This window comes from Sporosarcina sp. 179-K 3D1 HS (assembly GCF_047228905.1).
Taxonomy (GTDB): Bacteria; Bacillota; Bacilli; order Bacillales_A; family Planococcaceae; genus Sporosarcina.
On the sequence record NZ_JBFEGI010000003.1, the window covers coordinates 223,043 to 244,493 of the forward strand.

Below are 21,451 nucleotides of genomic sequence, written 5' to 3' on the forward strand. Positions count from 1 at the left end.
GCTGTAATAGCTCGTATAGTTTATCAATCAATCCACTCAATTCAGTACACCGCCATAATTGATAAAATTGAATAGTCTCTCTTTCTTGTCATTGTAGTGTTGCTCCAGTGGCTCTCTATGCGCTTTAGCAATGGCTTTAAGTTGTGTCTTTTCGTCCCGATAGTATCCGTCTAATCGTCCATAGTCCTCTGCTATCTTGCTGAATTTACGTTTGGTGTAGCCGTCCGTGTCCATTGCTCCAATATTCGGTATAAAGATATGTCGTGATAGTCGTTTACTAATCAACTCATGATTAACGTTATTAAGCGGTTGTTCTCCAATTTTGAATGATAATCTGACCTCGTAGCGGTTTGAAAATAGATGATTGCCACCACTTTCAAATTCAAGGCTTATTTCCTTTTCGTTACGATCGTAGCGGATTGACCTATTATTTTTGTTGGCTGGATTAAAAGCACCGAAGTAAAGCGTTTTATGACCGTTCTCATCAATTATTTGTTTGTGTTTGATGTTGCCATGATGTTTGAATGTAAAGCTGTTAGCAAGGCTTGTATGACTGTCAAACGCTATCTGTAAAGACGTAATACTCCAATTTAGCTTTAAGATGTCTAGGATAGACTGTGGTACTTCTTTTAGTTTAAAGAATGCGGTTTGTAAGGTTATTTTTGCATTGAATTTGAAACCGTATTTAGGTCGCAATTGGATAAATACGCCGTATTGTTTAAGGCTTAGATTGTAGTCGTAGCCTTTACTCTGATATGAATAAGCACTGCTGATATGGCTTAGAATGTCGTCTATTTCATTATGGGATAATTTTGCTTGCAGAATCATTGTATCAATTGATATTTTCATTGAATTCCCCATTCTATTATTATGATATTTTAGGTTGAATTATTGATAAAAACTTTCTGGTCAATTTATATCCTTTCAAATTTGATAAATTGGTATCTAAGAGGACATAAAAATTAGATTAAATATTAAAATACTAGCTATTATTATTAGAGTAGATGAAATCCGTTCGCTTCAAATATCATTAATTTTTCTTTCATTCCAGCTAGTAGGCTTTCACTGACTTGCCCTGCTGGCATTGCTTCAAAACGCTCTATATCGCTTTTTAAGGATTGATAATCTGCCTTATCTATTCTATCCTGTTCCGCCTTTGGACGTGCTGGACGTTGTTCAATACGGGCATACATACCAACAAACCCATTAATATTGACCGCTTGATTTTCGATTTTCTTCAATACGTGGGCGGGAATCCCAAAAAAGTTACTTGCTTCAGTAATCGAATGGAAATATTCAAAGTAGGTTGTATCGTCTTTAGTTCCAAAAAATCCCGTTACTACTGCATTTTCTTGTAAATGTTCTCCATATGGAAGCATGGAAATGTTGTCTAAGGCATAGTGACCATTTGTATCTATCCTATGAATTGAAGGTCTATAATCCTCGTTATAACTGCTCGCTTCAAACTTCTTTTGTTGCTCTTTCCAACTTGTCCAAAACTCTGGTAACTCCTTGATTATCTGAATCAATGCCTTTCGTTGATCTTTGTCGAATAAATAAAGCACCTGCTTATAACCTTTCCGCTTGCCCGCTCTTTCTTTTGCTCGAATGATAGACTTGTATAGGGTTAAACCCGCCTCTATGTCCTTCAAATTAATATCATTTACCTCGAAAGCCCTCTCAACTGTTGCACGTTGTTCCTCTATTAAGCTCCGTTTTTCTCTATTGTTCATTAGATTTCCCCCTATATATTTTTTATTGTGTGGAACGTTGCCGCCCCTACAAAAAAGTATTTATTTTTTCTATTGACATGAGACATTTGTTGTGATTTGTCCCTCTGTATATTAATATACGAACGGTTTCTAACATCGTCAACGCTACCAAAAAATAATATTTATTTTTTGTATATTGTTCTTCAACGGTTAACTATTTCATTTTTAGCTCTATTTTCTAATAAGTTTTTAATTTGATGATTTCCTTGAACCTCCCAAACCATTGGCACTATTGATGTTGTAGCATTGGTTGTCTTTCATAGCAATCATATTTACGTAGGCCTGACACCCCTTTTCGTCAATCGATTTCGAATGCTTAGTCACATTTGGGATTGCGACCAAAATTAAAACAGAGATGATTAACAAAACGATCATCATTTCTATTAGAGTGAACGCTCTTTCATTTCGAATGAATTCCAATGCAATCTTCCTCTCTATAAATGGTCTAACATGCCGTAGACAGGCAATAATATGGCTAGATAAGCCGCTAAAATACAGACCGCAATGCCGCTAAACAGGATTGGCTGCAGCAAGGCCAATGCCTGGGATAATTGGCGTTCGATCAGATCATTCAGATGGTCGCTGTAAATGAGCAGCTCTTTCGCCAAATAGCCGCTATCCGCCCCGTGCCTTGCGAAACTGGCCAATTGCTTCGTTAATCCATCTGTCATTTCAATTGCTGCATGGAACGATTCGCCGTATATCACCTGGTCTCTTACTTTCCTTGAAATTTCGGACAGTATGTTATCCAGATCTTGTTCAATTAGGACGCTTAACGAATTTTGCAATGATAGTCCGGATTGCAATAGACTCCCCATCTCATTGGAGAAGTCTCTCGTTTTCAACTGCATGAAAAAAGGTCCCACAATCGGAATGGAAATCATCAGCCGGATTTTCCTTTCGACCGGAAGTTTTCTATAGTAAAAGAAAAACCCTGCCGTTAGGCTTCCTAGGAGAAGGGCGAACAAAAAGATCGCATCGGGAATTCGCGATACGATGACAGGTAATAAGGAAACAAACCCGCCATCCCCTTGCCTCGCCACAGCAAGCATTTCCAGGTTCGGCAGAAAAAGCCCTCGGAATGCAAGCAGCAATGCAGCAATGAAAAGGAATAGTACCGTTGGGTAAAGTAGTAACGTTCTTAGCCTTTTCTGCTTCTCTTCCTTGTTATTCAATCGATTGGCCATTTCATTTAACGCTCGACCTAATTGGCCATCAATTTCAGCAATCGCTACTGGCAGAAGACTTCCAGGAGCAAAGCCGATTCGACGAAGAATATGGGTGACACCATGGCCGGCTGTCAAATCCTTCTCAATACGTTGTAGGAGTGGGTGATAGTTTTCTACATGATGTGGAAGCAGAAGAAGCAAGGAGTCATGGAATGTATAGCCTTCGTCCAGTAAAACAGCCAACCGCTTTAGAAATGAAGGTCGGTTTTGCAAGATTTCATTATTTTTCCTTGTTAACTTTTCAATCCCCTTATTCATGAAGTGCACCTTCTGGAACGCCATATTTCCGGGAAATTGTATCCAATTTCATGGAAACAGGCAGATTGAACCGTTCGCCACGAATCACTGCATCTACCATGTAGTCAAGTTGATTGCCACTTAATATTTCAAAGATGGCACCTTGTTGTCCGCCAGCTTTTCGGATCAGCCGCTGTGCCGAAATGCAGATGATCGTTTGACGCAATTCTTCTGCCGAAATGCCAAAATCCAGCATCCGGTAGAAACAGCCGATCGGATCTTTGGAATGGACGGTAGATAAAACTAAATGGCCTGTCAGAGCTGCCTGCACAGCAACCTTAGCCGTTTCAGAATCCCTGATTTCACCGATCATGATGACGTCTGGAGAATGGCGTAAAATCGCTTTTAAACCAGCCGAATAGGTCATACCGGACTGTTCATTCACTTGGACTTGAAGAAGGTGGGAATGGTTGTTTTCGACAGGATCCTCCAAGGTGATGACATGTCTATTGAGATGATTGACACAATGAGCCGTCAAGGAGTAGATGGTTGTCGTCTTCCCGCAACCGGTCGGTCCCGTCATTAACACAAGCCCTTGCTGGCGGGAGATTGCATCAGTCAATTGTTCAGCCCATGCCTTTTCCATGCAAAGCTTGTCAACTGGAACAATACGGTCATGCTTCTGCAATCGGATGACGACACTTTCTTTCATGTGGATGGAAGGAATGGTCGAGACACGGAAAGAAAAATTTTCACCTTGGATTTGCTTATGGAATGAGCCACTTTGGGGTTTTCGCCTATCGCTTATATCTAGTGAGGAAAGAAATTTATAAAAGGAAATCATTCGATTCGCCAACTGAAGTGGAATAACACCCGAATAGTTAAGCTTTGCATACTTTTTTAGGTATACATGATATCCTTCCCTTACAGGAGTGAGATGGATATCGGTCGCTTCATAGGTGATCGCTCTTTCCAGTAGCTGAAAACATTTTCGATCAATTACATGTTCCTTGTCGATTTGGAACACCTCTCTTTCTTGGAGGTCGAAAGACTGCTTTTCGTCCTATGAAAATCATACGACGTTTTCCATTTAATTGGAATACTTCCGTTCAAAATCGTATTTTGCTATGAAGAAATGAGCCAAATCTTCTTTTTCACCTGGATTTTCAAAGGAAAACATACTTTTTCAGTGTTAGATCTAAATTTTATTAGATCAAAATCAGATTTTGCCCTTTTTCAGTCGGGCATCCACCTGTTTGTCACAATGTATCCATGATTACAGTTTACATAGCAGATCATTATCCATTATAATGAGTAGGAGCTTATTGTAATGTTTTTTTAAGGAGGGACAGGACTATGGATAACATGTTCAAGCTGCTAGGCTTCTGGACAGGCATTTTCGCCGTTATGTTCTTTATCGGTGACATGCTAACAGCTTCGCTTCTTTTTGTAGCGAGTACACTTTTCTTCCTATTGCTCGGATACTTAAATCTGACAGAGCGTATGTATATGTACATGTTTGGCGCATACCTGATGATTTTCATGGTAGGGTTCAGCTACTATGCGACCTTTATACACGTGCAAGGCGCCCATTAAAAAGTACATACAAAAAAACAGCCCTCATAGGCTGTTTTTTTGTTTGTTACATCTTAAAAACCATTTAAAAATGGATTCGCATCCTTTTCAAAATCAGGTGTTGTGGCAGGTCCATGGCCTGGATAAATGATACAATCATCATCCAAAGACAAAAGTTTATTATGAATCGAAGCCAAGAGTGTTGCAGTATCCCCTCCGGACAAGTCGGTCCTCCCAACACTCTGCCTGAACAGGGTATCACCGACAACCGCAAATCCTGAGTCTTCAAAGATGAATGACACACTGCCCGGCGAATGGCCGGGCGTATGTCGGACTTCGAACGTGAATGGTCCGATTGCCAGCAAACCTTCTCCAAATAAATGATCCGCTTCCCTATTGCGGACAGCTGGGAATCCAGGATAGCGCGAGGAACCGTTCAAATCTGGATTTAAGAGCCATTCCTGTTCTGCAGGGTGGATATGGACTGGAATGTTGAAATGATCGCGAACTGTATCCACTGCCCCGATATGATCGAAATGGGCATGGGTTAAAAGGATGGCGGCCGGTTTCAACCCTGCTCCCTCGATTTCCTGGATTATGCGTTTCCCTTCTTCACCGGGATCTACGATCAGACACTGTCCACCCGGCTCTTCAATGATGTAACAATTCGTTTGAATGGGTCCAAGCGGATATGTATGAATTTTTAACATGTTTTCCCCTCCTGGCATTAATACTACTCAACAGCAAGGTGGATTTCAAATTTTCGTCATTAATTAGCCTCGACAAAGAGCTGCTATACCAGTACAATAGAAGAGGAATATTGCTATAGTGGCATTCATTTTTTCTCTGTGAAAGGAGTGTCTACCCATGAACTTATTAATGGTCATTTTTGGATTGATTGCAATCCTAGCAGTAGTCGGAACAGTTCAAGCTATTAAAGAACGTAATGTTTTGAGTATTCTTTTCAATCTAGGGACTGCAGTCGTCATCGGAGGATTCACGATTGCAACAATCGTTTTCCAAGGCTATCCACCGTCACTGCATTAATTAAAAAAACATCCTTTACGCCTTTCGCGTAAAGGATGTTTTTTTAGTTTTCCCGAAAAGAAAGCCAAGCTTGTTTTTCTCCTGTTTCAGTAGAGATAAGGATTTCAGATGAGAAGCCCGTTAAGCATCTTTTCCCAGAGGGGGAACAACGCGGTTTCACTGCCTCCACTTCTTCCGCAACCACTTTATGTTGCTTCTCCTTGACCTGGAAGAGTTGGATGGGTGATTGTAATTCATCCATCAGGCCGCCTGTCTCGGGAGCTGCCAAAAAAATCTCATTGTCTGAAACCCATGCGATTTCCGGAATGACCCACTCGGAATAATTGCTGACGGCCGGCATCTTCCATTGGTGCCGGATCGCTCCATCGGTCTCCCACAACGTATACACCGCATCTTCCCTTTCATCCACCTGAACGGTCAGGACCGAGTTACCATAAGTGTCGAAATATACGATGTCCGATTGCCCAAAATCTTGCTGCTTCCTCGTTCTGGGATCATAAATTTTCATGGTCCCGCCATTTAAAGAATGGTCTTCAACATGCCCGGTTGCTATCAAGTCCTTGCCAAACCACTTCGGGAAGGGGTCGTCCAATTCGACCAACTCCAAATAATCATCTTCACCATCATATAAAAACAGGTCGAATGTCCAATCTTCGTGAAATGCTGTCAATAAAATCCGATTAGGATCAATGGTGTTCCATTCCATTGCGAGCTCGGATGATTCTATAACAATCTCATCTTCTACTAGACCTTCCAAGGATAGGACTTTCACTGTTGCAGAAAGAGGATTATTACTTGTATGTATGAGAAGAAAATCTCTTGAAGGATGAATCAATACATCAATGATGATAGAGGGATCCTCGAAGACTGTCTGGATATCGCCGGTTACTATATTAAAGCGTTGGATCTGGTATAGGCCTTCGTTCTTTTCGACATATATGATTTCTTCATCTGACAGCCAATCTGCTATGAAATGGAATGAAGCTGGATCGACTTCTAAGCGGTGCAAATCTTGCTTCTGTTCTTGTACAATCTGTTTGGGTGGATCGGTGACGACCGGTCTATCCGTATCGAGTTGGGCTGATTCATTTTTACACCCTATCAATAATAAGGTCGTTGCTACACAATAAGCAAACAACCAATTTTTCAAATCTAATTCCCTCCTTTTCAAATAATTACCTTTTCCTTATGTAAAAAAGACTGCACGGAAATTCTCCGTGCAGAATATTTTATTCGTTTTTCTTATCATTAGACGAATAATATGACTTGTTTTCATCTTCTTTAAAGCGAAGTAAATCCCCGTTGATGATCATATCCGAATAGCCAAGTTCTTGGGTTGCCCGTTCGATAAACGGTTCACAAGCAGCACTATCGGTCTCTTCCCCAGTCTCTACATCATAGCAGACCTCTTGGGTATAAACATACTTATCTGTCACGAAACGGCCATCTCGGAAGATGACTAATTCTTCGTGGTCTGGCGAGAACACATCCTCACCCATCTGCATATCTTGTTTCGTTTCGATGCCTAGGAGATGAAGGATTGTTGGACGTAAATCCAGCTGTCCCGAAAGTTCATCCATCTCTTTCCCCTTTCCGTAACCAGGGATATGAATGAAAAGAGGGACTTTCTGCAATACGGCATTATCATAAGGAGTGATTTCTTTATCTAAATACATGCCCATTGCTTTATTGTGATTTTCCGAGATCCCATAATGGTCACCATACATGACAATGATCGAGTTATCATACAGACCGCTCTCTTTCAGTTTTTCAAAGAAGACCTTCACCGCTTCATCCATGTAACGGACGGCTTGGAAGTACTTATTCAATGTGTTGGAATTGGAAGTGTAAGCTGGAATCAGCATGTCTTCCTCATCCAGATCAAACGGGTGATGGTTCGTCAACGTAATCATTCTGGAAGCAAATGGTTGAGGCATTTCTTTCATCAGCTCGACCGATTGCTCAAAAAATGGGATGTCTTTCATTCCCCAGTTGACGGATTGGCCTTCGCCAATTACATAGCTTTCCACATCGTAATATTTTTGAATTCCAAGGGCGTGATACATGATGTCACGGTTCCAGAAACTGCGATTGTTTGCGTGCATGACATTTGTGAAGTATCCATTCTCACCTAAACGTTCAGATAGTGCTTGATATTTATTTCCGCTGTTCGTGAAAAACACAGCACCGCCGTTTCGTCCATAAAGAGAATTCTCCAAAATGAACTCAGAATCTGACGTTTTCCCCAGTCCTGTCTGATGATAGAAGTTATTAAAGTAGAAAGTGTCCGGATCTTGTGTAAGCTCATTCAAGAATGGAGTGATGACATGACCATCCATATCGTTATTAATAACAAAGTTTTGCAGGGACTCCAGTGACACAATGATCACATTTCGGCCTTTGGCAATCCCGTACATGTTCGGGTTCGGCTCCGCGTAATTCGCATAAATATAGTTACCGACTTCCGCCAATTCGCTTCCATCGGCAAGCGCGCGCTGTGCATGTGATTTAGACTGAACGAACAAATCGTAAATATGATAGTTATATGTTCCAATATTTTTTACCAATAACTCCCTGTCAAAGCTTCGAGTCAATAGTTGTGGTCTTTCTGTCTCGGCAAGACCAAGGTTGACCATCATAATCGCTGCAGTCGCAATGAAGTACAGTTTACGGCCAATATTTCCATAGCGAAGAACACTCGTGTTTTTCGGGATATATTTAATTGCCAATAGGACAATGAAGAAGTCCGTAAAAAAGAAAACATCCGTCAATTCAATATTGGCTGTAATCGATGATGATAAATCCCCGAAGTTGCTTGTCTGCATCAAAACCGGCAAAGTAATGAAATCATTAAAGAATCGGTAGAACACTGCATTACTAAACATAATCACGGAGGTAATCAAACTGATTGCCAATATATATCGATTCCGTATTTTCGTCCTTTTAATAAACAAGGATATTCCATATACGAACAATAGAAAACTGAGGGGATTCATAAAAAGAATGAATTCCTGCATCAAATTATCTATCTTCATATTAAAACTGGTCAAATAGCCAAAATAAGTGGTAAGCCACGTCGCGATAATCGCAATAACGAGAACGGAGTGTTTTGGCCAAGATAATTTTCTCATTCCTTATCTCCCTTTCCTATATTTCTTTCATGTTTTTATGTCATCATGTCAATTGCAAACTGATCACTCCAACACCCGCTTCCTATTAGACGGATGAAGGCCTGGAAAGGTTTCATTATCTAATGATATAGCGACAAAAGACCTGTGTATTACGGACTTTTCAACCAGGCATTTCCTCCCGCAATACTAATGTTGCGGCAATATACTCTTCCTTGGTCACTAATCCGTTATCGAATAGATCCTTAACTTCGGACTGCATCATTCCAATGTCCGCTTTTCTGTCACCTGTATATATATAAATTCCAAATCGTTTTAAAAGCTTCATCACATCAAAAAGATTTTTCATCGGGCCATCTCCTTTGGACAGTTAAGGACCCCTTCTTCCGTAAAAATCTTTGGGACGGGAATATCATGGTCTTCGATTGGAATATCATGCCCAGTCTGACATGAAAAAGCCAACGAAATCATTTTACCACGATAATCGGACAGGTAGCGATCATAATATCCTCCTCCGAAACCGATTCGATACCCGTTCGGAGAAAAAAGGACACCAGGTACGATTTGCAAGTCGATCGCCTCTTTTCCGGTAGGAACCGTCACCTCGACAATCGGCTCCCGTAAATTGAGATAGACTGTCTCGAGTTCATCCAATGAGGAAATGATGCGGAAATCCATATCTCTTGTAGAGCGTATGCACTTTGGGGTGGCAATCTTCTTTCCGGCCTCCCATGCGTGTTTAATCAAAGGTATTGTGTCCACTTCCGGAAACCTTGAAATAGTGATGCCGATTGTACAGGCATTCCGGAACTCTTCCGAAGCGAGCACCCGATCCAAAATTACGCCCGAGAAACGTCGGTATATGGAATCGTCCATTTGATTCAGGAGTTCCAACATCTGGTTCCGTTGAAAGTTTTTACTCATTTACTATACCCCCAATTTGAAATGAAAAAACCAAAACCCGTGAAGGTTTTGGCCAGAGCGATTATTTCGTTTCACGGTGCAAAGTCTGTTTCTTTTCACGTGAGCAATATTTTTTCATTTCAAGGCGTTCCGGATTGTTACGCTTGTTTTTCTTTGAAATATAATTGCGCTCGCCGCATTCAGTGCAAGCTAGTGTAATGTTTACGCGCATTGTTATCCCTCCCACTCATCAGGAATAGTAAAAGTAATATGAGCATGATTTATACGACTTTATAATTGTACCATATCAGCTTGAGATGTCCAGTAGGAAATTCGAAATTTCCTAACGTGAATGCATATGGTACTATGAAAGAAAGGCATATTATTGGAGGCTTGATCACTCGATGGATACCCCATTATTATTACTCATTATAGGACTTATCTGTGTCGTCGCTTCTTTCTTCGTTGGAAATTCCAAAGGTCGATACGCGGATGATCTGGAAAAAATTTCAATTAGCCTGCATCAAGAAACGAATCACTTAAAGAAGAGATTGAAGACCGTGGAAGAAGAATTGATGATTGGAATGGGGCTCCCTCGTTCTTCCATTCCTTCTGCAAATATAGAAAAAGATGGACCAAAACCGGTCCATGAGATCATTGTCAATCAAATATTATCACTCCATGCGCAAGGCTACACAATTGGGGAGATTTCCAAGCGCTCTTCTTTGACTAACGACGATGTGCTTCAGGTTCTCAGTTCGCGAGGGATGCTGAAATGATAAAAGAATTATTGCGCACCATCGGACTCGGTTGCCTCTTAGCTGGAGGCGTCCTATACTTCACAACTGATATGGACAACCCTACTGATGCCGAGCTAACCAATCTTCAAGAAAAATTAAAGAACACAGAAGAAGAGTTGACGAGGACAAAAGAGGCCTTGGCAATGACCCAAACCGCTTCCTCTGTGGACACCAAACCGGTACAGCCGCCGGTGAAACAGGAACCGAAAAACGAACGGGAACCGTCCGACAAAGAGTTATCAACAGTAGTTGGGACCAAGGAAGGGGCCGCTCCAACTATCAAAACTGTTCTAACGATACAAAGTGGTTCCAATTCCACCTCGGTGTCTGCCTCCTTGGAGCGTCTAGGGATCGTAAAGGATGCTTCCGAATTTGACAGTTACTTGGCATCGCAAGGATTAACCGGTAAAATTCAAATCGGTGAACATGAACTTGATTCGTCCATGGATTTCAAGACGATTGCCCGCATTATCACAAAATGAAAAACAACACCCATTGGCCACAAGCCATATGGGTGTTGTTTCTTTATTTGGCGATGTCTTTTTCAAATGCTGGTTTAATCGAGATTGACACAGTGGAGTCGTCTTCTTTCATTCGTTTATCCTTTAGTTCAAAATACTTCGTAACGGCTGAGGCTGCTAATTCATTATTCGGATAAGCATAGCCTCTGGATACAGTCGATACGTGTGGAACTAACACAGCGTAGGCAATTTCCGGTTTGTCAAAAGGCGCAAAACCTACGTGGGCCACCGAAATGGTCTGGGTCCCCCAGAGACTCCGATCTTCCCCTTCGTAATATCCCGTTTGTGCTGTCCCTGTTTTACCGCCTGCATCGAATGTAGCCCCATCAAACAACCCTCTTCCTGTTCCACGAGGACCGTAATACGTATAATACATCCCTTGCTTGACCCTTGCGATCTCTTCATCGCTGTTTGCAATCCGGTTGAGGACGACCGTTTCCGTTTCTTGCAGGAGCGGACCAAACGTCTGGCCATCAGGCGAAGGTTCGTAGATGGCTTTCAACACTTTAGGGGCGACCCGGTATCCGCCATTCGCAATCGTGGACACGTATTGGGCAAGTTGCAACGGTGTATATGTATCGAACTGACCAATCGAAAAGTCCAGTAGCTTACCAGGTTCGGAGCGATTCGGCTCCACCATGATTCCTGTCACTTCCCCAGGCAGATCAATGCCTGTTTTCGTACCCAAACCGAAAGAAGCGTAGCTATTCCTCAATTTATCAAATGCGGCAAAGTCAATTTTCAAGCCACTGTACGGTACGTAGGAATAATTCCCCAACGACATGGCGATTTTGAACATATAAACGTTTGACGAGCGACCAATCGCTTCGATGTCGCTCACCGCCACACGGGAGGAGCGGTTGAAAACCGACGATTTAGTCCCTCCCCCTCTAAGACGGATGGGCTCATCAATCTTGACCTCACCGAGTCTCGCAGCGCCATATTGATAACCGGCCAACAAGGTTGCCATTTTTACGGTAGAGCCCGCTTCATACGCCGTGCTGAACGTACCGAATGTATAATCACGGATCTCGTATTTTCCCGTCTCTTTGTCTCTTAACACTTGTTTGCCGACCAAAGCCAGAACTTCTCCGGTGTTCGGGTCCATCATGACAACGAAAGCTCGATCTAATAAGCGCGTATCCGATCTCCTCTTTAATTGCAATAATTTTTCGGATACCATATTTTCCACTTCGAGTTGTAATTCACTGTCAATGGTGAGCATTAAATCTTTCCCTGGTTCCCCTTCTTTCACCGTTTTGGTTTCAACAACACGACCTGTCCGATCTTTCACGTTTTTGACTATAGTTTTTTGCCCTTTTAGCAATTCCTCATAATATTGTTCGAAGTAACTACGACCGACCCGGTCATTCCGTGAATAATTTCGCGCCAAGTAGTAATCAAGGTGGGTTCTTGGAATCCCTTCAATCGGACTTGTTGTCGATCCGAGAATGGCATTGCTGGACATCTTGACCCGGTCCCAATCGGTCGTTGTATTGACTCCCGGAAGATCATCCAATCTTTCGGAGACTGCGGCGAATTCCCTTTCCGTGACGTTTTCATTTTTGATGATCTGAGGGGAAAACGCATAACCTGTCGTCATTTCACGATAAATAGCCAGTACTTCCATGTCAGCGTCCGTTAATGTCGCCAATTCGCCATCGGTCACTCTGTCCCGAGTCATCTGGTTGATCTGTCGCTGGACTTCTCTGTCTGTCAAAGTCTTATCTTCTTTGATTTTTGCGATTTCTTCCTTCGAAACCTTTTCAGCCGCTTCTTCACTATTTAATAAAATCCAGAAGTCTTTTTTATCCCCCAAGGTGACTCGCCTCGTATCCTGCTCGATCAATGCAGCAAGCTTACGGGCAATATCCAGCATATCTTCCGCTGACGTGGAAGAAGTCTTCGTATAAGTGATCGCATTTTTCGGATCATTATCGACCATGATCCGACCTGTCCGATCGAACAATCGGCCCCGCGGCACGCTGGTATTGACCGGAATCTCCTCTTTCTGTTCAAGAGCTCTCGTATAATCTTCCCCTTTGACAATCTGCAAATAGCCGAGCCGGAAAATGAGCAAAGAAAAAAGGATGAAGATGGAGAAGAACAGAAAATTCATCCGGAATGCAATATGTTTTCTTTGCCGTATTTTCGCTTGATCTGCTTTTCGGATTTGTTTTTTCATCCTGCTCCCCCTTATGTATTACTATCTGAAATTACTTCTCTATCAATGACGTTTCTACCACCCTGCATTATATCATTAGAAACGAAAAAAGCACACATCTATGGACGATATAGATGTGTGCTTGGTTTCGCGACCGTATTATTTTCCGTAACGTTTTGCTACTTCGTCCCAATTGACTACGTTCCAGAATGCTGAAATGTAATCTGGACGGCGGTTTTGATAGTTTAGGTAGTATGCATGCTCCCACACGTCAAGGCCAAGAAGTGGCGTTTTCCCTTCCATCAATGGTGAGTCTTGGTTAGCTGTTGACATTACTTCCAGCTCTCCATTGTTCAGTACGAGCCAAGCCCAACCTGAACCGAAGCGAGTCGCACCCGCTTTCGCGAATTCCTCTTTGAAAGCGTCAAAGCTACCAAACTTTTTATCGATTGCTTCCGCTAAAGCGCCGGATGGTTGTCCTCCGCCATTTGGAGAAAGGATTTGCCAGAAGAATGAGTGGTTCGCATGACCGCCACCGTTGTTGCGGACAGCCGTACGTTTTTCTTCCGGAATCGCATCCATATCAGAAATAAGTTCTTCAATCGATTTGCTAAGCAATTCTTCGTTTCCTTCTAGTGCATTGTTCAAGTTTGTGATGTACGTGTTGTGGTGTTTCGTGTGGTGGATGTTCATCGTTTCTTTGTCAATATGGGGTTCGAGCGCATCGTATGCGTATGGCAATTCTGGTAAAGTATAAGCCATTTGTCCATTCCTCCTTAAGAATCTCAATAAGTTCGCTACATATTCAACCTTATCAAAATTGCAAAAAACGTTCAAATAAAATGGACTATTATGTGTTTCATGTAATAAAAAGCAGGAAAATGACAATCATCAGTACCATAATAGCCCCTTTTGTCATAACCGAAGTGAGAAAACCGACGAGTGAGCCTACACCGGTCTTAAACGATTGCTTCCACCCTGAACGGGAAACGACAAGCTCTGCAATGACCGCCCCTAGAAATGGCCCGATCAGGATGCCAGCAACAGGAATGGCGAAAGGACCAATCAACAGACCGATTGTACTGCCCCACATACCAGCTTTAGATCCACCGAACTTTTTCACCCCGACAAGATTGGACAAAGTATCCGCCCCAAAGAGCAATACGAGAAATAAAAACTGGATCGTCCAGAAAAGGGTGTTCATCCCTTCAAACGAATCGATCCAACCAAAGAAGAGAAATCCTCCAAAGATAAAGAGGGCGGAAGGGATAACTGGATATATCAATCCTGCAAATGCTATCGCAAACAATATGCCTGCGACAATCCACGCAATGATTTCCACCATCCGTCCCCTCCTGTCCTAATTATGCCCGATTTCCTAAAATCGCTTCCGCAATATTCACAGCATGGTCACCGATTCGCTCTAAATTCGAAACGATATCAACAAACACCATGCCGGCTTGAGCGGAACAAGCTCCTTCATTTAATCGGAGAATATGATTTTTCCGGAATTTCCGTTCCATTTTATCAATTAAATCTTCGTGCTCTGCTACATTTCGCGCCAACTCAATGTCATTCAAATTGAGTGACTCAACTGCCTTCTCTACAGTTGTAATCGTCAATGTGAACATTTCCGATAAATCCTCCATTGCATCAGGCGTCAGCTTGACCCGATTTACATCCCGGAAATCGATCAATTCTACAATATTTTCGAAATGGTCGCCGATCCGCTCGATATCCCGCACTGTATCCATAAGCATCATATGACGGCTAGACTCATGAGGGGAAATGCTGACAGATGAAATCTCGATCAAATAATCCGTAATTTTCCGGTCCAAGTTATTGATGGCATCTTCTATTTGATAGGCGATTTCAGCATGCTTCTTGTTTCCAGTCTTCAAATATTCGAAGGACTGTTCTAGACCTTGTACACCAAATTCACCCATCCGGATAATTTCCTCTTTTGCTTGTCCGATGGCAACGGATGGTGATTGATCGATGAAATGCCGATCCAAGTGCTTCGGCTTATATTCGATGACGACATCTTCCCCAGGAATCAGTTTCGTCACAATAAATGCCCAGGCACCAATCAACGGAAATTGTAAAACTGTGTTTGCTACGTTAAAGGAACCATGCGCAAACGCAATCTGCATTTTATTTTCTAACGACAATAAATTGGCGATCCACTCCACATAGGCAGTGAACGGTATTAACAGTAGCATGAAAATGACCGTACCTACCACGTTGAACAGAACATGGGTGGCAGCTGCCCGCTTCGCTGCGACAGATGCACCAATAGAAGCCAGTACCGCTGTTATCGTCGTCCCGATATTATCACCAAATAATATCGGCAATGCCGCATGTAAGTCCACAAGGTTTTCCGCATACAGGCCTTGTAGTATACCGACTGTTGCACTGGAACTTTGGACGATCAATGTAAAGACCGTACCGACCACGACACCAAGCAATGGGTGGTCACTCATGGAAATTGTCAGATCTGAGAAGGCCTCCAGGGACCTTAAAGGCTTCATGCCCCCACTCATCAATTCCAACCCGAGGAACAGTCCGCCAAAGCCGAAAATGACTTCCCCCAAGTTTTTAATTGTGCTTTTCTTAACAAAAAAGATGAGGAATGCACCGAACGCCATAATCGGCAACGCATAGGCCCCGACATCAAGACCGATAATGAAGGCCGTGACGGTTGTCCCAATATTGGCTCCCATGATGACTCCGATTGCTTGCCGCAGCTTCATGAACCCTGCGCTGACGAGTCCGACCGTGATTACAGTCGTACCTGAACTGGATTGGATCAGGACGGTGACGATGATACCGACCAACACCCCCATGAATGGATTGGTCGTAAAACGGTCGAGAATAGCCCGCAACCGATCTCCGGCCGCTTTCTGCAATCCGTCTCCCATGTATTTAATAGCAAATAAAAAGATTCCGAGTCCGCCTAAAAACTGGAACAGCATTTCCTGCCAGTTCAATTCCATTGAGCAGTCAACCTCCATACTCCATTATGTAATGCCCTTCAATTATGCGGAACGGATTTAGGTATTGTAAATAGACCGCACACAATCTTTACATTCCCTTAACAATTCATTTATAAAAAGTCATCAATCTGTCGAAATTCAACAAAATCCAAGTTCAGTGTATGGTGATAGACTGATGATAGATAGAGGAGGGAATCACCTTGAAACTTCACCAAATCTTCAAAGCGGCCATCCATGAACCAAAAAAACTTGCAGCTTTCCGGCTTCTACCGATCGGCAAGACCTTTCAATATGTCTTTATTTTCATTATGGCCTTTACTCTCATTTCTTTTATACGATATATCTTGTCCGGAAATAGCTTATTTGAAAACTCCCCTGACTTGGATGAGTACGGAAAATCACTAGGCGGACTTCTTTATCCGATTGCGCTGTTCTTGCAACTCGTCATAAGTACACTTTATATTTTTGTACGAATCAGCATTTTTGCCTATGCAGGCACTTTGCTCGCAAAGTTCTTTAAGCGTCGTGGAGATTTCCGTTTTATATGGAGAACATCTGCTATTGCATGCACCGTCCCTCTATTGCTGACGATGCTTTTCGATTACTTTTCCGTATCCGATTCCTACAGCTTAATCACCACATCGGTGGTCCACCTTGCTTACTTGGGAGCGGCACTCCGTCATTATCCAAAAATATAAACAAAAGAATACTATTTTTTTTCCCGCATAGAGTGGCATGAGGGAGGAAATGCTATGAGAATATTTGTCTTAGCACTAGTATTATTCGTTACATTCCACTTTATACGGATCGACCTTGCCGAAGGGACAATCCCTCTCGCTTCCTTTATGGGTAAAGTAGAGCCCTGCGTAGAGGAAGCGGAGTTTGGTTTTATCCCAATCACGACAGTGGATGGAGATACGATTGAATCGCTGTTCGCCCTTTACCCTGACACGGAAATGGGGTTCTTGGACCGCCTTTCCTCTTTTTATTCCTTAAATCCACATCTTCAAAACCAGAAAATAGTAGGCGGCGAAAAAATCCGGCTTCCTTTGACACAGGAAGAGCCAAATGCGTGCTCGAAAAAGAATGTGTAAGAGGTGTTCCTTGTTTTTTCAACGATTTGATTCTAAAATATAGTTAGTTATGGGGCTACGGCCCGTTTAAAGAAAGGTATGACGAAGCATGAGCGAAATGATTCACAGATCAAAAACGCGTCCGGTCCGTGTCGGCAATTTGACGATCGGCGGTAGTAACGAACTTTTCATTCAAAGTATGACCACTACCAAAACACATGATGTGGAAGCGACTGTCGCGGAAATTTTGCGACTGGAGGAGGCAGGCTGTCAAATCGTTCGCGTCGCATGCCCGGATGAACGTGCTGCCTATTCCATCGGCGAGATAAAAAAACGGATTAACATTCCGCTTGTCGTCGATATCCATTTCGATTATAAATTGGCTCTCATTGCAATTGAACAAGGAGCGGACAAGATCCGTATCAACCCTGGGAATATCGGAAGACAATCCAAGGTGGAAGCAGTTGTCAACGCAGCCAAGGCAAAAGGGATCCCAATTCGAATTGGAGTCAATGCCGGATCGCTTGAGAAAAAAATTCTCGAAAAGTACGGTTATCCTACGGCGGACGGGATGGTGGAAAGCGCACTTCATCACATTAAAATCTTGGAAGACCTTGATTTTCACGATATCATCGTTTCATTGAAGGCATCTGACGTCAACTTGGCCATTGAAGCCTATCAGAAGGCAGCAGCCGCTTTTGACTATCCATTGCACCTGGGCATTACGGAATCTGGTACATTATTCGCCGGCTCCATTAAAAGTGCGGCAGGCTTAGGAGCATTGCTCTCTGCCGGTATCGGAAACACGCTTCGGGTTTCCTTAAGCGCCGATCCTGCACAAGAAATAAAAGTTGCCCGGGAATTATTGAAAGTATTCGGACTTTCTTCCAATGCGGCTACGTTGATCTCCTGCCCTACTTGCGGGCGTATCGAAATTGATCTGATCTCCATTGCCAATGAAGTGGAAGAGTATATTTCCCATATTAAAGCCCCGATTAAAGTAGCTGTTCTGGGATGTGCGGTCAATGGACCCGGGGAAGCCCGCGAGGCGGATATCGGGATTGCAGGAGCCCGTGGCGAAGGTCTTCTCTTCATGAAAGGAAAAACGGTCCGAAAAGTGCCGGAAGAGACGATGGTCGAGGAATTGAAGGTTGAAATTGATAAACTTGCCGAAGAGTACTTTGAAAAGAAACGCCAGGAAGAAATGCTTGTGCAAGGTGGCACAGTAGAATGAGGAACGTCCGACTTGGGATCGATATCGACGGGACGGTGACGTGTCCAACCGCACTGCTCCCCCATATCAATGCACAATTCGGTTGCAATCTCGTTCTTGATGACATTAAGGAATATGACCTGACAAAAGCATTCGATGTCGACCGCGAAACCTTCCATAGCTGGTATAAGTCAGCCGAGGCGACAATTTATAGCACTTCGCCCACGCAGCAATATGCGAAAACCGTTTTGGAAAAATGGAAAAATCGTTTCGAATTGTTTTATATTTCTGCGAGGGGTACGGAAGTGTATGATTCCACACTGGAATGGTTTCTCCGGGAAGCGATCCCCTATGACCATATCGAGCTTGTCGGCAGTCATAATAAAATCGAAACAGCGAAAAAATTTAATGTCCATGCGTTTTTTGAAGATAAACATGATAATGCCGTGGATCTTCATGAAGAGCTGGATATCCCGGTGATCCTGTTCGATACGCCCTACAACCGGAAGCCGATTCCAAATGGCGTCATCCGTGTACGGGACTGGAACGAAGCCCATCATCAAATTCAGCAGCTTTTCCCGCTGGGTGAAAAAGTGAATTAACCAATTGGCAAAAGCCCGACATCACTGCGATGTCGGGCTTTTCTACTTGTATTGTTGTGTAAATTCATTGACATTGCGGGCATTTTCCGTAGATTTCAAACTTATGCCCTTCCACTTCATAATTGGGTAAGTTCACCGAAATGAGTTCCATCGGGCAATGCGGGATGTTTCTCGTAAGCCCGCATGCCGTGCAAATAAAATGATGATGATGGACGCCATGATCACATTGCATGCGAAAATGGCGCTCCCCATTCAGTTCGGTCTCTTCCAAGATCCCGAGTTCAGTAAACGTTGCTAAATTGCGGTAAATCGTATCGAAACTAATGCCGGGATTATCGGTTTCCATAAAGTTCTTCACTTCCAATGCCGGCAGATAACGATTATTATCTGCAAAGAATTGTAAAATGGACTCCCGGTTTTTCGTTCGTTTATATTGATGCTCTTGTAAAATACGCCATGCTTCATCAATCGTCATGCTACTTCCCCCTTCATCCGACCGCCTTTAACTTTTCCCCAAGCTAGGACGATCAACAATAAGAGCACTGAAGTGACAACAATCGTCCCTCCAGGTGCGATATCGAGATAAAATGCAGAAACGAGACCAATGATGACAGCCGTCTCACCGAATAGAATGGAATACAACATCGCTTGCTTGAAACTTTTCGCCAATCGGATGGCAGACGCTACCGGTATGGTCATCAAGGAAGATACGAGCAAGATGCCGACAATTCGCATAGATGCCCCTATGACAAGCGCCGTAAGGACCATGAAAAATAATTGGATATGCCGGGAATTGATACCCGACACTTTTGCATATTCCGGATCGAACGAGACAGAGAACAGCTCCTTGTAAAAGAAGAAAATATATCCGGCAACTATGAGTGCAATGACGATGATAATACCCAAATCCTGCCGGCTGACTGCCGACACAGAACCAAATAAATAACCGACCAGGTCGGACCCGAAGCCTTTTGACAATGAGATGAAAATCGCCCCGAATCCGATGCCCGCCGAAAGGATGATCGGTATCGCCAATTCCTCAAAGTGACGATAGTAACCCCTCAATCTTTCGATTAGCAGAGAGCCTCCGACGGCCGTCGCAATTCCAAGATAAACAGGATTCAATGCCGAAAAAAAGAGCACCTGCTGGCTCAGATAAAGACTGCCCGCGATGCCTGCCAACGCGACATGGCTCAATGCGTCCGCGATCAGCGCCAATCGTCGAACCACAATGAAGAGACCAAGAAGCGGTGCAATAATACCAATAATCAACCCCGATAGGAACGCATTTTGTAAAAACTCGTAGGATAGAATCGCCGATATCATTACTCCACCTCCGATGTCTGCGAATGGACACGCCGGACTGGATGACCATACCATTTGGAAATATCCGCGTCATCCATCTTCTTGTAATCGGATTGCATGCCATGGAAATGGACCGTCCGGTTTAGGCAAGCAACATGTGTAGCCAGGTCGGTCACCAAATCGATTTCATGGGTAACCAAGACAATCGCGATTCCATGTTCACGGTTCAATTCGTTGAGCATAGAATAGAACGATGCCACATTCTGCTGGTCAATTCCTACCGTCGGCTCATCCATGATCAAAAGATCCGGCTCCCCGACGAGGGCTCTCGCAATGAAAACCCGCTGCTGCTGGCCGCCTGATAACTCCCCGATGCTTTGATCGGCAAAAGACGCCATCCCAACCATTTGAAGAGCGTCCAATGCCCGTTTCCTATCTGCATCGGTGAATCGTTTCAACAATCCCTTTTTCCGTGTTAATCCACTTCTGACAACTTCTAAAACGGTCGCTGGAAATCCGGTATTGAAAGAGTTGGATTTCTGCGAAACATAACCGATTCTCTCCCGCTCTTTAAATGTATCGATGTTCTCCCCGAAAAGCTCCAGTTTACCACGGGATGGTTTTAATAGACCTAATATGATATTGATCAATGTCGATTTCCCTGAGCCATTCGGACCGATCAATGCCCAAAACTCCCCTTCGTTCACCTGCAGGGTAATCTTGTCGAGAACGAGGGAATGGTCGTAGCTGAAACTGACATCATCTAATTGAATGATAGAATTCGTCATACTCATTATCCTTCCTCACAATAGGAATCATTCCGATTCACTTGTCAAATTATAAACGATGTGCAGCAGGGATTCAACCTTAAAGAAAGAAGGAAGGT

The 21,451-nt window shown here is 43.2% G+C and carries 26 protein-coding genes; 8 read left to right on the plus strand and 18 right to left on the minus strand.

The window, feature by feature from the left end; all coding sequences use genetic code 11:
- Window positions 1–36 precede the first annotated feature (36 nt).
- From AB1K83_RS06220 to comGA, 5 genes are all read right to left on the minus strand, one after another.
- Entirely contained in the window at window positions 37–849 is an 813-nt protein-coding gene (locus AB1K83_RS06220; protein WP_413057292.1) for a hypothetical protein, read from the minus strand.
- Between the two features lie 146 nt (window positions 850–995).
- A complete protein-coding gene (locus AB1K83_RS06225; protein ID WP_413057293.1) occupies window positions 996–1,733 on the minus strand; it encodes a hypothetical protein in 738 nt (245 codons plus the stop codon).
- 228 nt (window positions 1,734–1,961) lie between these two features.
- Window positions 1,962–2,183, minus strand: a complete 222-nt coding sequence (comGC, locus tag AB1K83_RS06230; protein ID WP_413057524.1) for a competence type IV pilus major pilin ComGC — start codon at window positions 2,181–2,183, stop codon at window positions 1,962–1,964.
- A 23-nt stretch (window positions 2,184–2,206) separates the two neighbouring features.
- Window positions 2,207–3,259, minus strand: a complete 1,053-nt coding sequence (gene comGB / locus AB1K83_RS06235; RefSeq protein WP_413057294.1) for a competence type IV pilus assembly protein ComGB — start codon at window positions 3,257–3,259, stop codon at window positions 2,207–2,209.
- Window positions 3,252–4,265, minus strand: coding sequence for a competence type IV pilus ATPase ComGA (gene comGA, locus AB1K83_RS06240; protein WP_413057295.1), 1,014 nt, complete (start codon window positions 4,263–4,265; stop codon window positions 3,252–3,254). Before comGA ends, comGB begins: the two co-directional genes overlap by 8 nt.
- A 329-nt stretch (window positions 4,266–4,594) precedes the next feature.
- Between comGA and AB1K83_RS06245 the strand changes: the two genes are divergently transcribed.
- Entirely contained in the window at window positions 4,595–4,834 is a 240-nt protein-coding gene (locus AB1K83_RS06245) for a DUF2626 family protein (protein ID WP_413057296.1), read from the plus strand.
- A 53-nt stretch (window positions 4,835–4,887) separates the two neighbouring features.
- Here the strand turns inward: AB1K83_RS06245 and AB1K83_RS06250 are convergent, their stop codons facing one another.
- Window positions 4,888–5,523 (minus strand): MBL fold metallo-hydrolase, encoded by a 636-nt coding sequence (locus tag AB1K83_RS06250; protein WP_413057297.1) that lies wholly within the window; start codon window positions 5,521–5,523, stop codon window positions 4,888–4,890.
- Between the two features lie 157 nt (window positions 5,524–5,680).
- Between AB1K83_RS06250 and AB1K83_RS06255 the strand changes: the two genes are divergently transcribed.
- Entirely contained in the window at window positions 5,681–5,860 is a 180-nt protein-coding gene (locus AB1K83_RS06255) for a DUF2759 domain-containing protein (protein ID WP_413057298.1), read from the plus strand.
- Window positions 5,861–5,903: 43 nt separating this feature from the next.
- On the opposite strand, the gene AB1K83_RS06260 is transcribed toward AB1K83_RS06255, so the two are convergent.
- The 5 genes from AB1K83_RS06260 to rpmG form a co-directional block, all read right to left on the minus strand.
- Window positions 5,904–7,010 carry a hypothetical protein gene (locus AB1K83_RS06260; RefSeq protein WP_413057299.1) on the minus strand — a complete coding sequence of 369 codons (1,107 nt, stop codon included), beginning with the start codon at window positions 7,008–7,010 and terminating at the stop codon, window positions 5,904–5,906.
- Window positions 7,011–7,089: 79 nt separating this feature from the next.
- The gene (locus tag AB1K83_RS06265) at window positions 7,090–8,991 is read right to left on the minus strand and encodes an LTA synthase family protein (RefSeq protein ID WP_413057300.1); all 1,902 of its coding nucleotides are present in this window, start codon (window positions 8,989–8,991) and stop codon (window positions 7,090–7,092) included.
- Window positions 8,992–9,151: 160 nt separating this feature from the next.
- Window positions 9,152–9,337 carry a YqgQ family protein gene (locus AB1K83_RS06270; RefSeq protein ID WP_413057301.1) on the minus strand — a complete coding sequence of 62 codons (186 nt, stop codon included), beginning with the start codon at window positions 9,335–9,337 and terminating at the stop codon, window positions 9,152–9,154.
- Window positions 9,334–9,912 (minus strand): 5-formyltetrahydrofolate cyclo-ligase, encoded by a 579-nt coding sequence (locus AB1K83_RS06275; protein ID WP_413057302.1) that lies wholly within the window; start codon window positions 9,910–9,912, stop codon window positions 9,334–9,336. The genes AB1K83_RS06270 and AB1K83_RS06275 overlap by 4 nt, the downstream gene beginning before the upstream one ends.
- 61 nt (window positions 9,913–9,973) lie before the next feature.
- A complete protein-coding gene (rpmG, locus tag AB1K83_RS06280) occupies window positions 9,974–10,123 on the minus strand; it encodes a 50S ribosomal protein L33 (protein WP_067403526.1) in 150 nt (49 codons plus the stop codon).
- Between the two features lie 172 nt (window positions 10,124–10,295).
- On the opposite strand from rpmG, the gene AB1K83_RS06285 reads away from it, so the two are divergent.
- Both AB1K83_RS06285 and AB1K83_RS06290 read left to right on the plus strand, forming a co-directional pair.
- Window positions 10,296–10,670, plus strand: a complete 375-nt coding sequence (locus AB1K83_RS06285) for a hypothetical protein (protein ID WP_413057303.1) — start codon at window positions 10,296–10,298, stop codon at window positions 10,668–10,670.
- Window positions 10,667–11,173 carry a hypothetical protein gene (locus tag AB1K83_RS06290; RefSeq protein ID WP_413057304.1) on the plus strand — a complete coding sequence of 169 codons (507 nt, stop codon included), beginning with the start codon at window positions 10,667–10,669 and terminating at the stop codon, window positions 11,171–11,173. Before AB1K83_RS06285 ends, AB1K83_RS06290 begins: the two co-directional genes overlap by 4 nt.
- A 43-nt stretch (window positions 11,174–11,216) precedes the next feature.
- On the opposite strand, the gene AB1K83_RS06295 is transcribed toward AB1K83_RS06290, so the two are convergent.
- From AB1K83_RS06295 to AB1K83_RS06310, 4 genes are all read right to left on the minus strand, one after another.
- Complete coding sequence (locus AB1K83_RS06295) at window positions 11,217–13,397, minus strand: peptidoglycan D,D-transpeptidase FtsI family protein (RefSeq protein ID WP_413057305.1); 2,181 nt, start codon at window positions 13,395–13,397, stop codon at window positions 11,217–11,219.
- Window positions 13,398–13,535: 138 nt separating this feature from the next.
- On the minus strand, window positions 13,536–14,138 hold the full coding sequence (locus AB1K83_RS06300; protein WP_413057306.1) for a superoxide dismutase: 603 nt from the start codon (window positions 14,136–14,138) through the stop codon (window positions 13,536–13,538).
- 97 nt (window positions 14,139–14,235) lie between these two features.
- Complete coding sequence (locus tag AB1K83_RS06305) at window positions 14,236–14,718, minus strand: DUF456 domain-containing protein (protein WP_413057525.1); 483 nt, start codon at window positions 14,716–14,718, stop codon at window positions 14,236–14,238.
- Window positions 14,719–14,740: 22 nt separating this feature from the next.
- The gene (locus AB1K83_RS06310; protein WP_413057307.1) at window positions 14,741–16,372 is read right to left on the minus strand and encodes a Na/Pi cotransporter family protein; all 1,632 of its coding nucleotides are present in this window, start codon (window positions 16,370–16,372) and stop codon (window positions 14,741–14,743) included.
- A gap of 200 nt (window positions 16,373–16,572) precedes the next feature.
- Here AB1K83_RS06310 and AB1K83_RS06315 point away from each other — a divergent pair, with 200 nt between their 5' ends.
- From AB1K83_RS06315 to AB1K83_RS06330, 4 genes are all read left to right on the plus strand, one after another.
- Complete coding sequence (locus AB1K83_RS06315; protein WP_413057308.1) at window positions 16,573–17,070, plus strand: DUF1189 family protein; 498 nt, start codon at window positions 16,573–16,575, stop codon at window positions 17,068–17,070.
- 54 nt (window positions 17,071–17,124) lie between these two features.
- A complete protein-coding gene (locus AB1K83_RS06320; protein WP_413057309.1) occupies window positions 17,125–17,466 on the plus strand; it encodes a hypothetical protein in 342 nt (113 codons plus the stop codon).
- An 88-nt stretch (window positions 17,467–17,554) separates the two neighbouring features.
- On the plus strand, window positions 17,555–18,679 hold the full coding sequence (gene ispG / locus AB1K83_RS06325; protein WP_413057310.1) for a flavodoxin-dependent (E)-4-hydroxy-3-methylbut-2-enyl-diphosphate synthase: 1,125 nt from the start codon (window positions 17,555–17,557) through the stop codon (window positions 18,677–18,679).
- Complete coding sequence (locus AB1K83_RS06330) at window positions 18,676–19,260, plus strand: hypothetical protein (RefSeq protein WP_413057311.1); 585 nt, start codon at window positions 18,676–18,678, stop codon at window positions 19,258–19,260. Before ispG ends, AB1K83_RS06330 begins: the two co-directional genes overlap by 4 nt.
- 64 nt (window positions 19,261–19,324) lie before the next feature.
- Here AB1K83_RS06330 and AB1K83_RS06335 read toward each other — a convergent pair whose 3' ends face one another.
- From AB1K83_RS06335 to AB1K83_RS06345, 3 genes are read right to left on the minus strand one after another with little or no spacing between them, the layout of a single operon-like run.
- A complete protein-coding gene (locus AB1K83_RS06335) occupies window positions 19,325–19,735 on the minus strand; it encodes a Fur family transcriptional regulator (protein ID WP_413057312.1) in 411 nt (136 codons plus the stop codon).
- The gene (locus tag AB1K83_RS06340; protein ID WP_413057313.1) at window positions 19,732–20,586 is read right to left on the minus strand and encodes a metal ABC transporter permease; all 855 of its coding nucleotides are present in this window, start codon (window positions 20,584–20,586) and stop codon (window positions 19,732–19,734) included. The genes AB1K83_RS06335 and AB1K83_RS06340 overlap by 4 nt, the downstream gene beginning before the upstream one ends.
- Window positions 20,586–21,353, minus strand: coding sequence for a metal ABC transporter ATP-binding protein (locus AB1K83_RS06345; RefSeq protein WP_413057526.1), 768 nt, complete (start codon window positions 21,351–21,353; stop codon window positions 20,586–20,588). The genes AB1K83_RS06340 and AB1K83_RS06345 overlap by 1 nt, the downstream gene beginning before the upstream one ends.
- Window positions 21,354–21,451: the final 98 nt, after the last annotated feature.

Coding starts and splice junctions, on each gene's coding strand:
- AB1K83_RS06220 (WP_413057292.1), bottom strand. CDS start 849: ATGAAAATATCAATTGATACAATGATTCTGCAAGCAAAATTATCCCAT.
- AB1K83_RS06225 (WP_413057293.1), bottom strand. CDS start 1,733: ATGAACAATAGAGAAAAACGGAGCTTAATAGAGGAACAACGTGCAACA.
- comGB (WP_413057294.1), bottom strand. CDS start 3,259: ATGAATAAGGGGATTGAAAAGTTAACAAGGAAAAATAATGAAATCTTG.
- AB1K83_RS06245 (WP_413057296.1), top strand. CDS start 4,595: ATGGATAACATGTTCAAGCTGCTAGGCTTCTGGACAGGCATTTTCGCC.
- AB1K83_RS06250 (WP_413057297.1), bottom strand. CDS start 5,523: ATGTTAAAAATTCATACATATCCGCTTGGACCCATTCAAACGAATTGT.
- AB1K83_RS06255 (WP_413057298.1), top strand. CDS start 5,681: ATGAACTTATTAATGGTCATTTTTGGATTGATTGCAATCCTAGCAGTA.
- AB1K83_RS06265 (WP_413057300.1), bottom strand. CDS start 8,991: ATGAGAAAATTATCTTGGCCAAAACACTCCGTTCTCGTTATTGCGATT.
- AB1K83_RS06270 (WP_413057301.1), bottom strand. CDS start 9,337: ATGAAAAATCTTTTTGATGTGATGAAGCTTTTAAAACGATTTGGAATT.
- AB1K83_RS06275 (WP_413057302.1), bottom strand. CDS start 9,912: ATGAGTAAAAACTTTCAACGGAACCAGATGTTGGAACTCCTGAATCAA.
- rpmG (WP_067403526.1), bottom strand. CDS start 10,123: ATGCGCGTAAACATTACACTAGCTTGCACTGAATGCGGCGAGCGCAAT.
- AB1K83_RS06285 (WP_413057303.1), top strand. CDS start 10,296: ATGGATACCCCATTATTATTACTCATTATAGGACTTATCTGTGTCGTC.
- AB1K83_RS06290 (WP_413057304.1), top strand. CDS start 10,667: ATGATAAAAGAATTATTGCGCACCATCGGACTCGGTTGCCTCTTAGCT.
- AB1K83_RS06295 (WP_413057305.1), bottom strand. CDS start 13,397: ATGAAAAAACAAATCCGAAAAGCAGATCAAGCGAAAATACGGCAAAGA.
- AB1K83_RS06300 (WP_413057306.1), bottom strand. CDS start 14,138: ATGGCTTATACTTTACCAGAATTGCCATACGCATACGATGCGCTCGAA.
- AB1K83_RS06310 (WP_413057307.1), bottom strand. CDS start 16,372: ATGGAATTGAACTGGCAGGAAATGCTGTTCCAGTTTTTAGGCGGACTC.
- AB1K83_RS06320 (WP_413057309.1), top strand. CDS start 17,125: ATGAGAATATTTGTCTTAGCACTAGTATTATTCGTTACATTCCACTTT.
- ispG (WP_413057310.1), top strand. CDS start 17,555: ATGAGCGAAATGATTCACAGATCAAAAACGCGTCCGGTCCGTGTCGGC.
- AB1K83_RS06330 (WP_413057311.1), top strand. CDS start 18,676: ATGAGGAACGTCCGACTTGGGATCGATATCGACGGGACGGTGACGTGT.
- AB1K83_RS06335 (WP_413057312.1), bottom strand. CDS start 19,735: ATGACGATTGATGAAGCATGGCGTATTTTACAAGAGCATCAATATAAA.
- AB1K83_RS06340 (WP_413057313.1), bottom strand. CDS start 20,586: ATGATATCGGCGATTCTATCCTACGAGTTTTTACAAAATGCGTTCCTA.
- AB1K83_RS06345 (WP_413057526.1), bottom strand. CDS start 21,353: ATGACGAATTCTATCATTCAATTAGATGATGTCAGTTTCAGCTACGAC.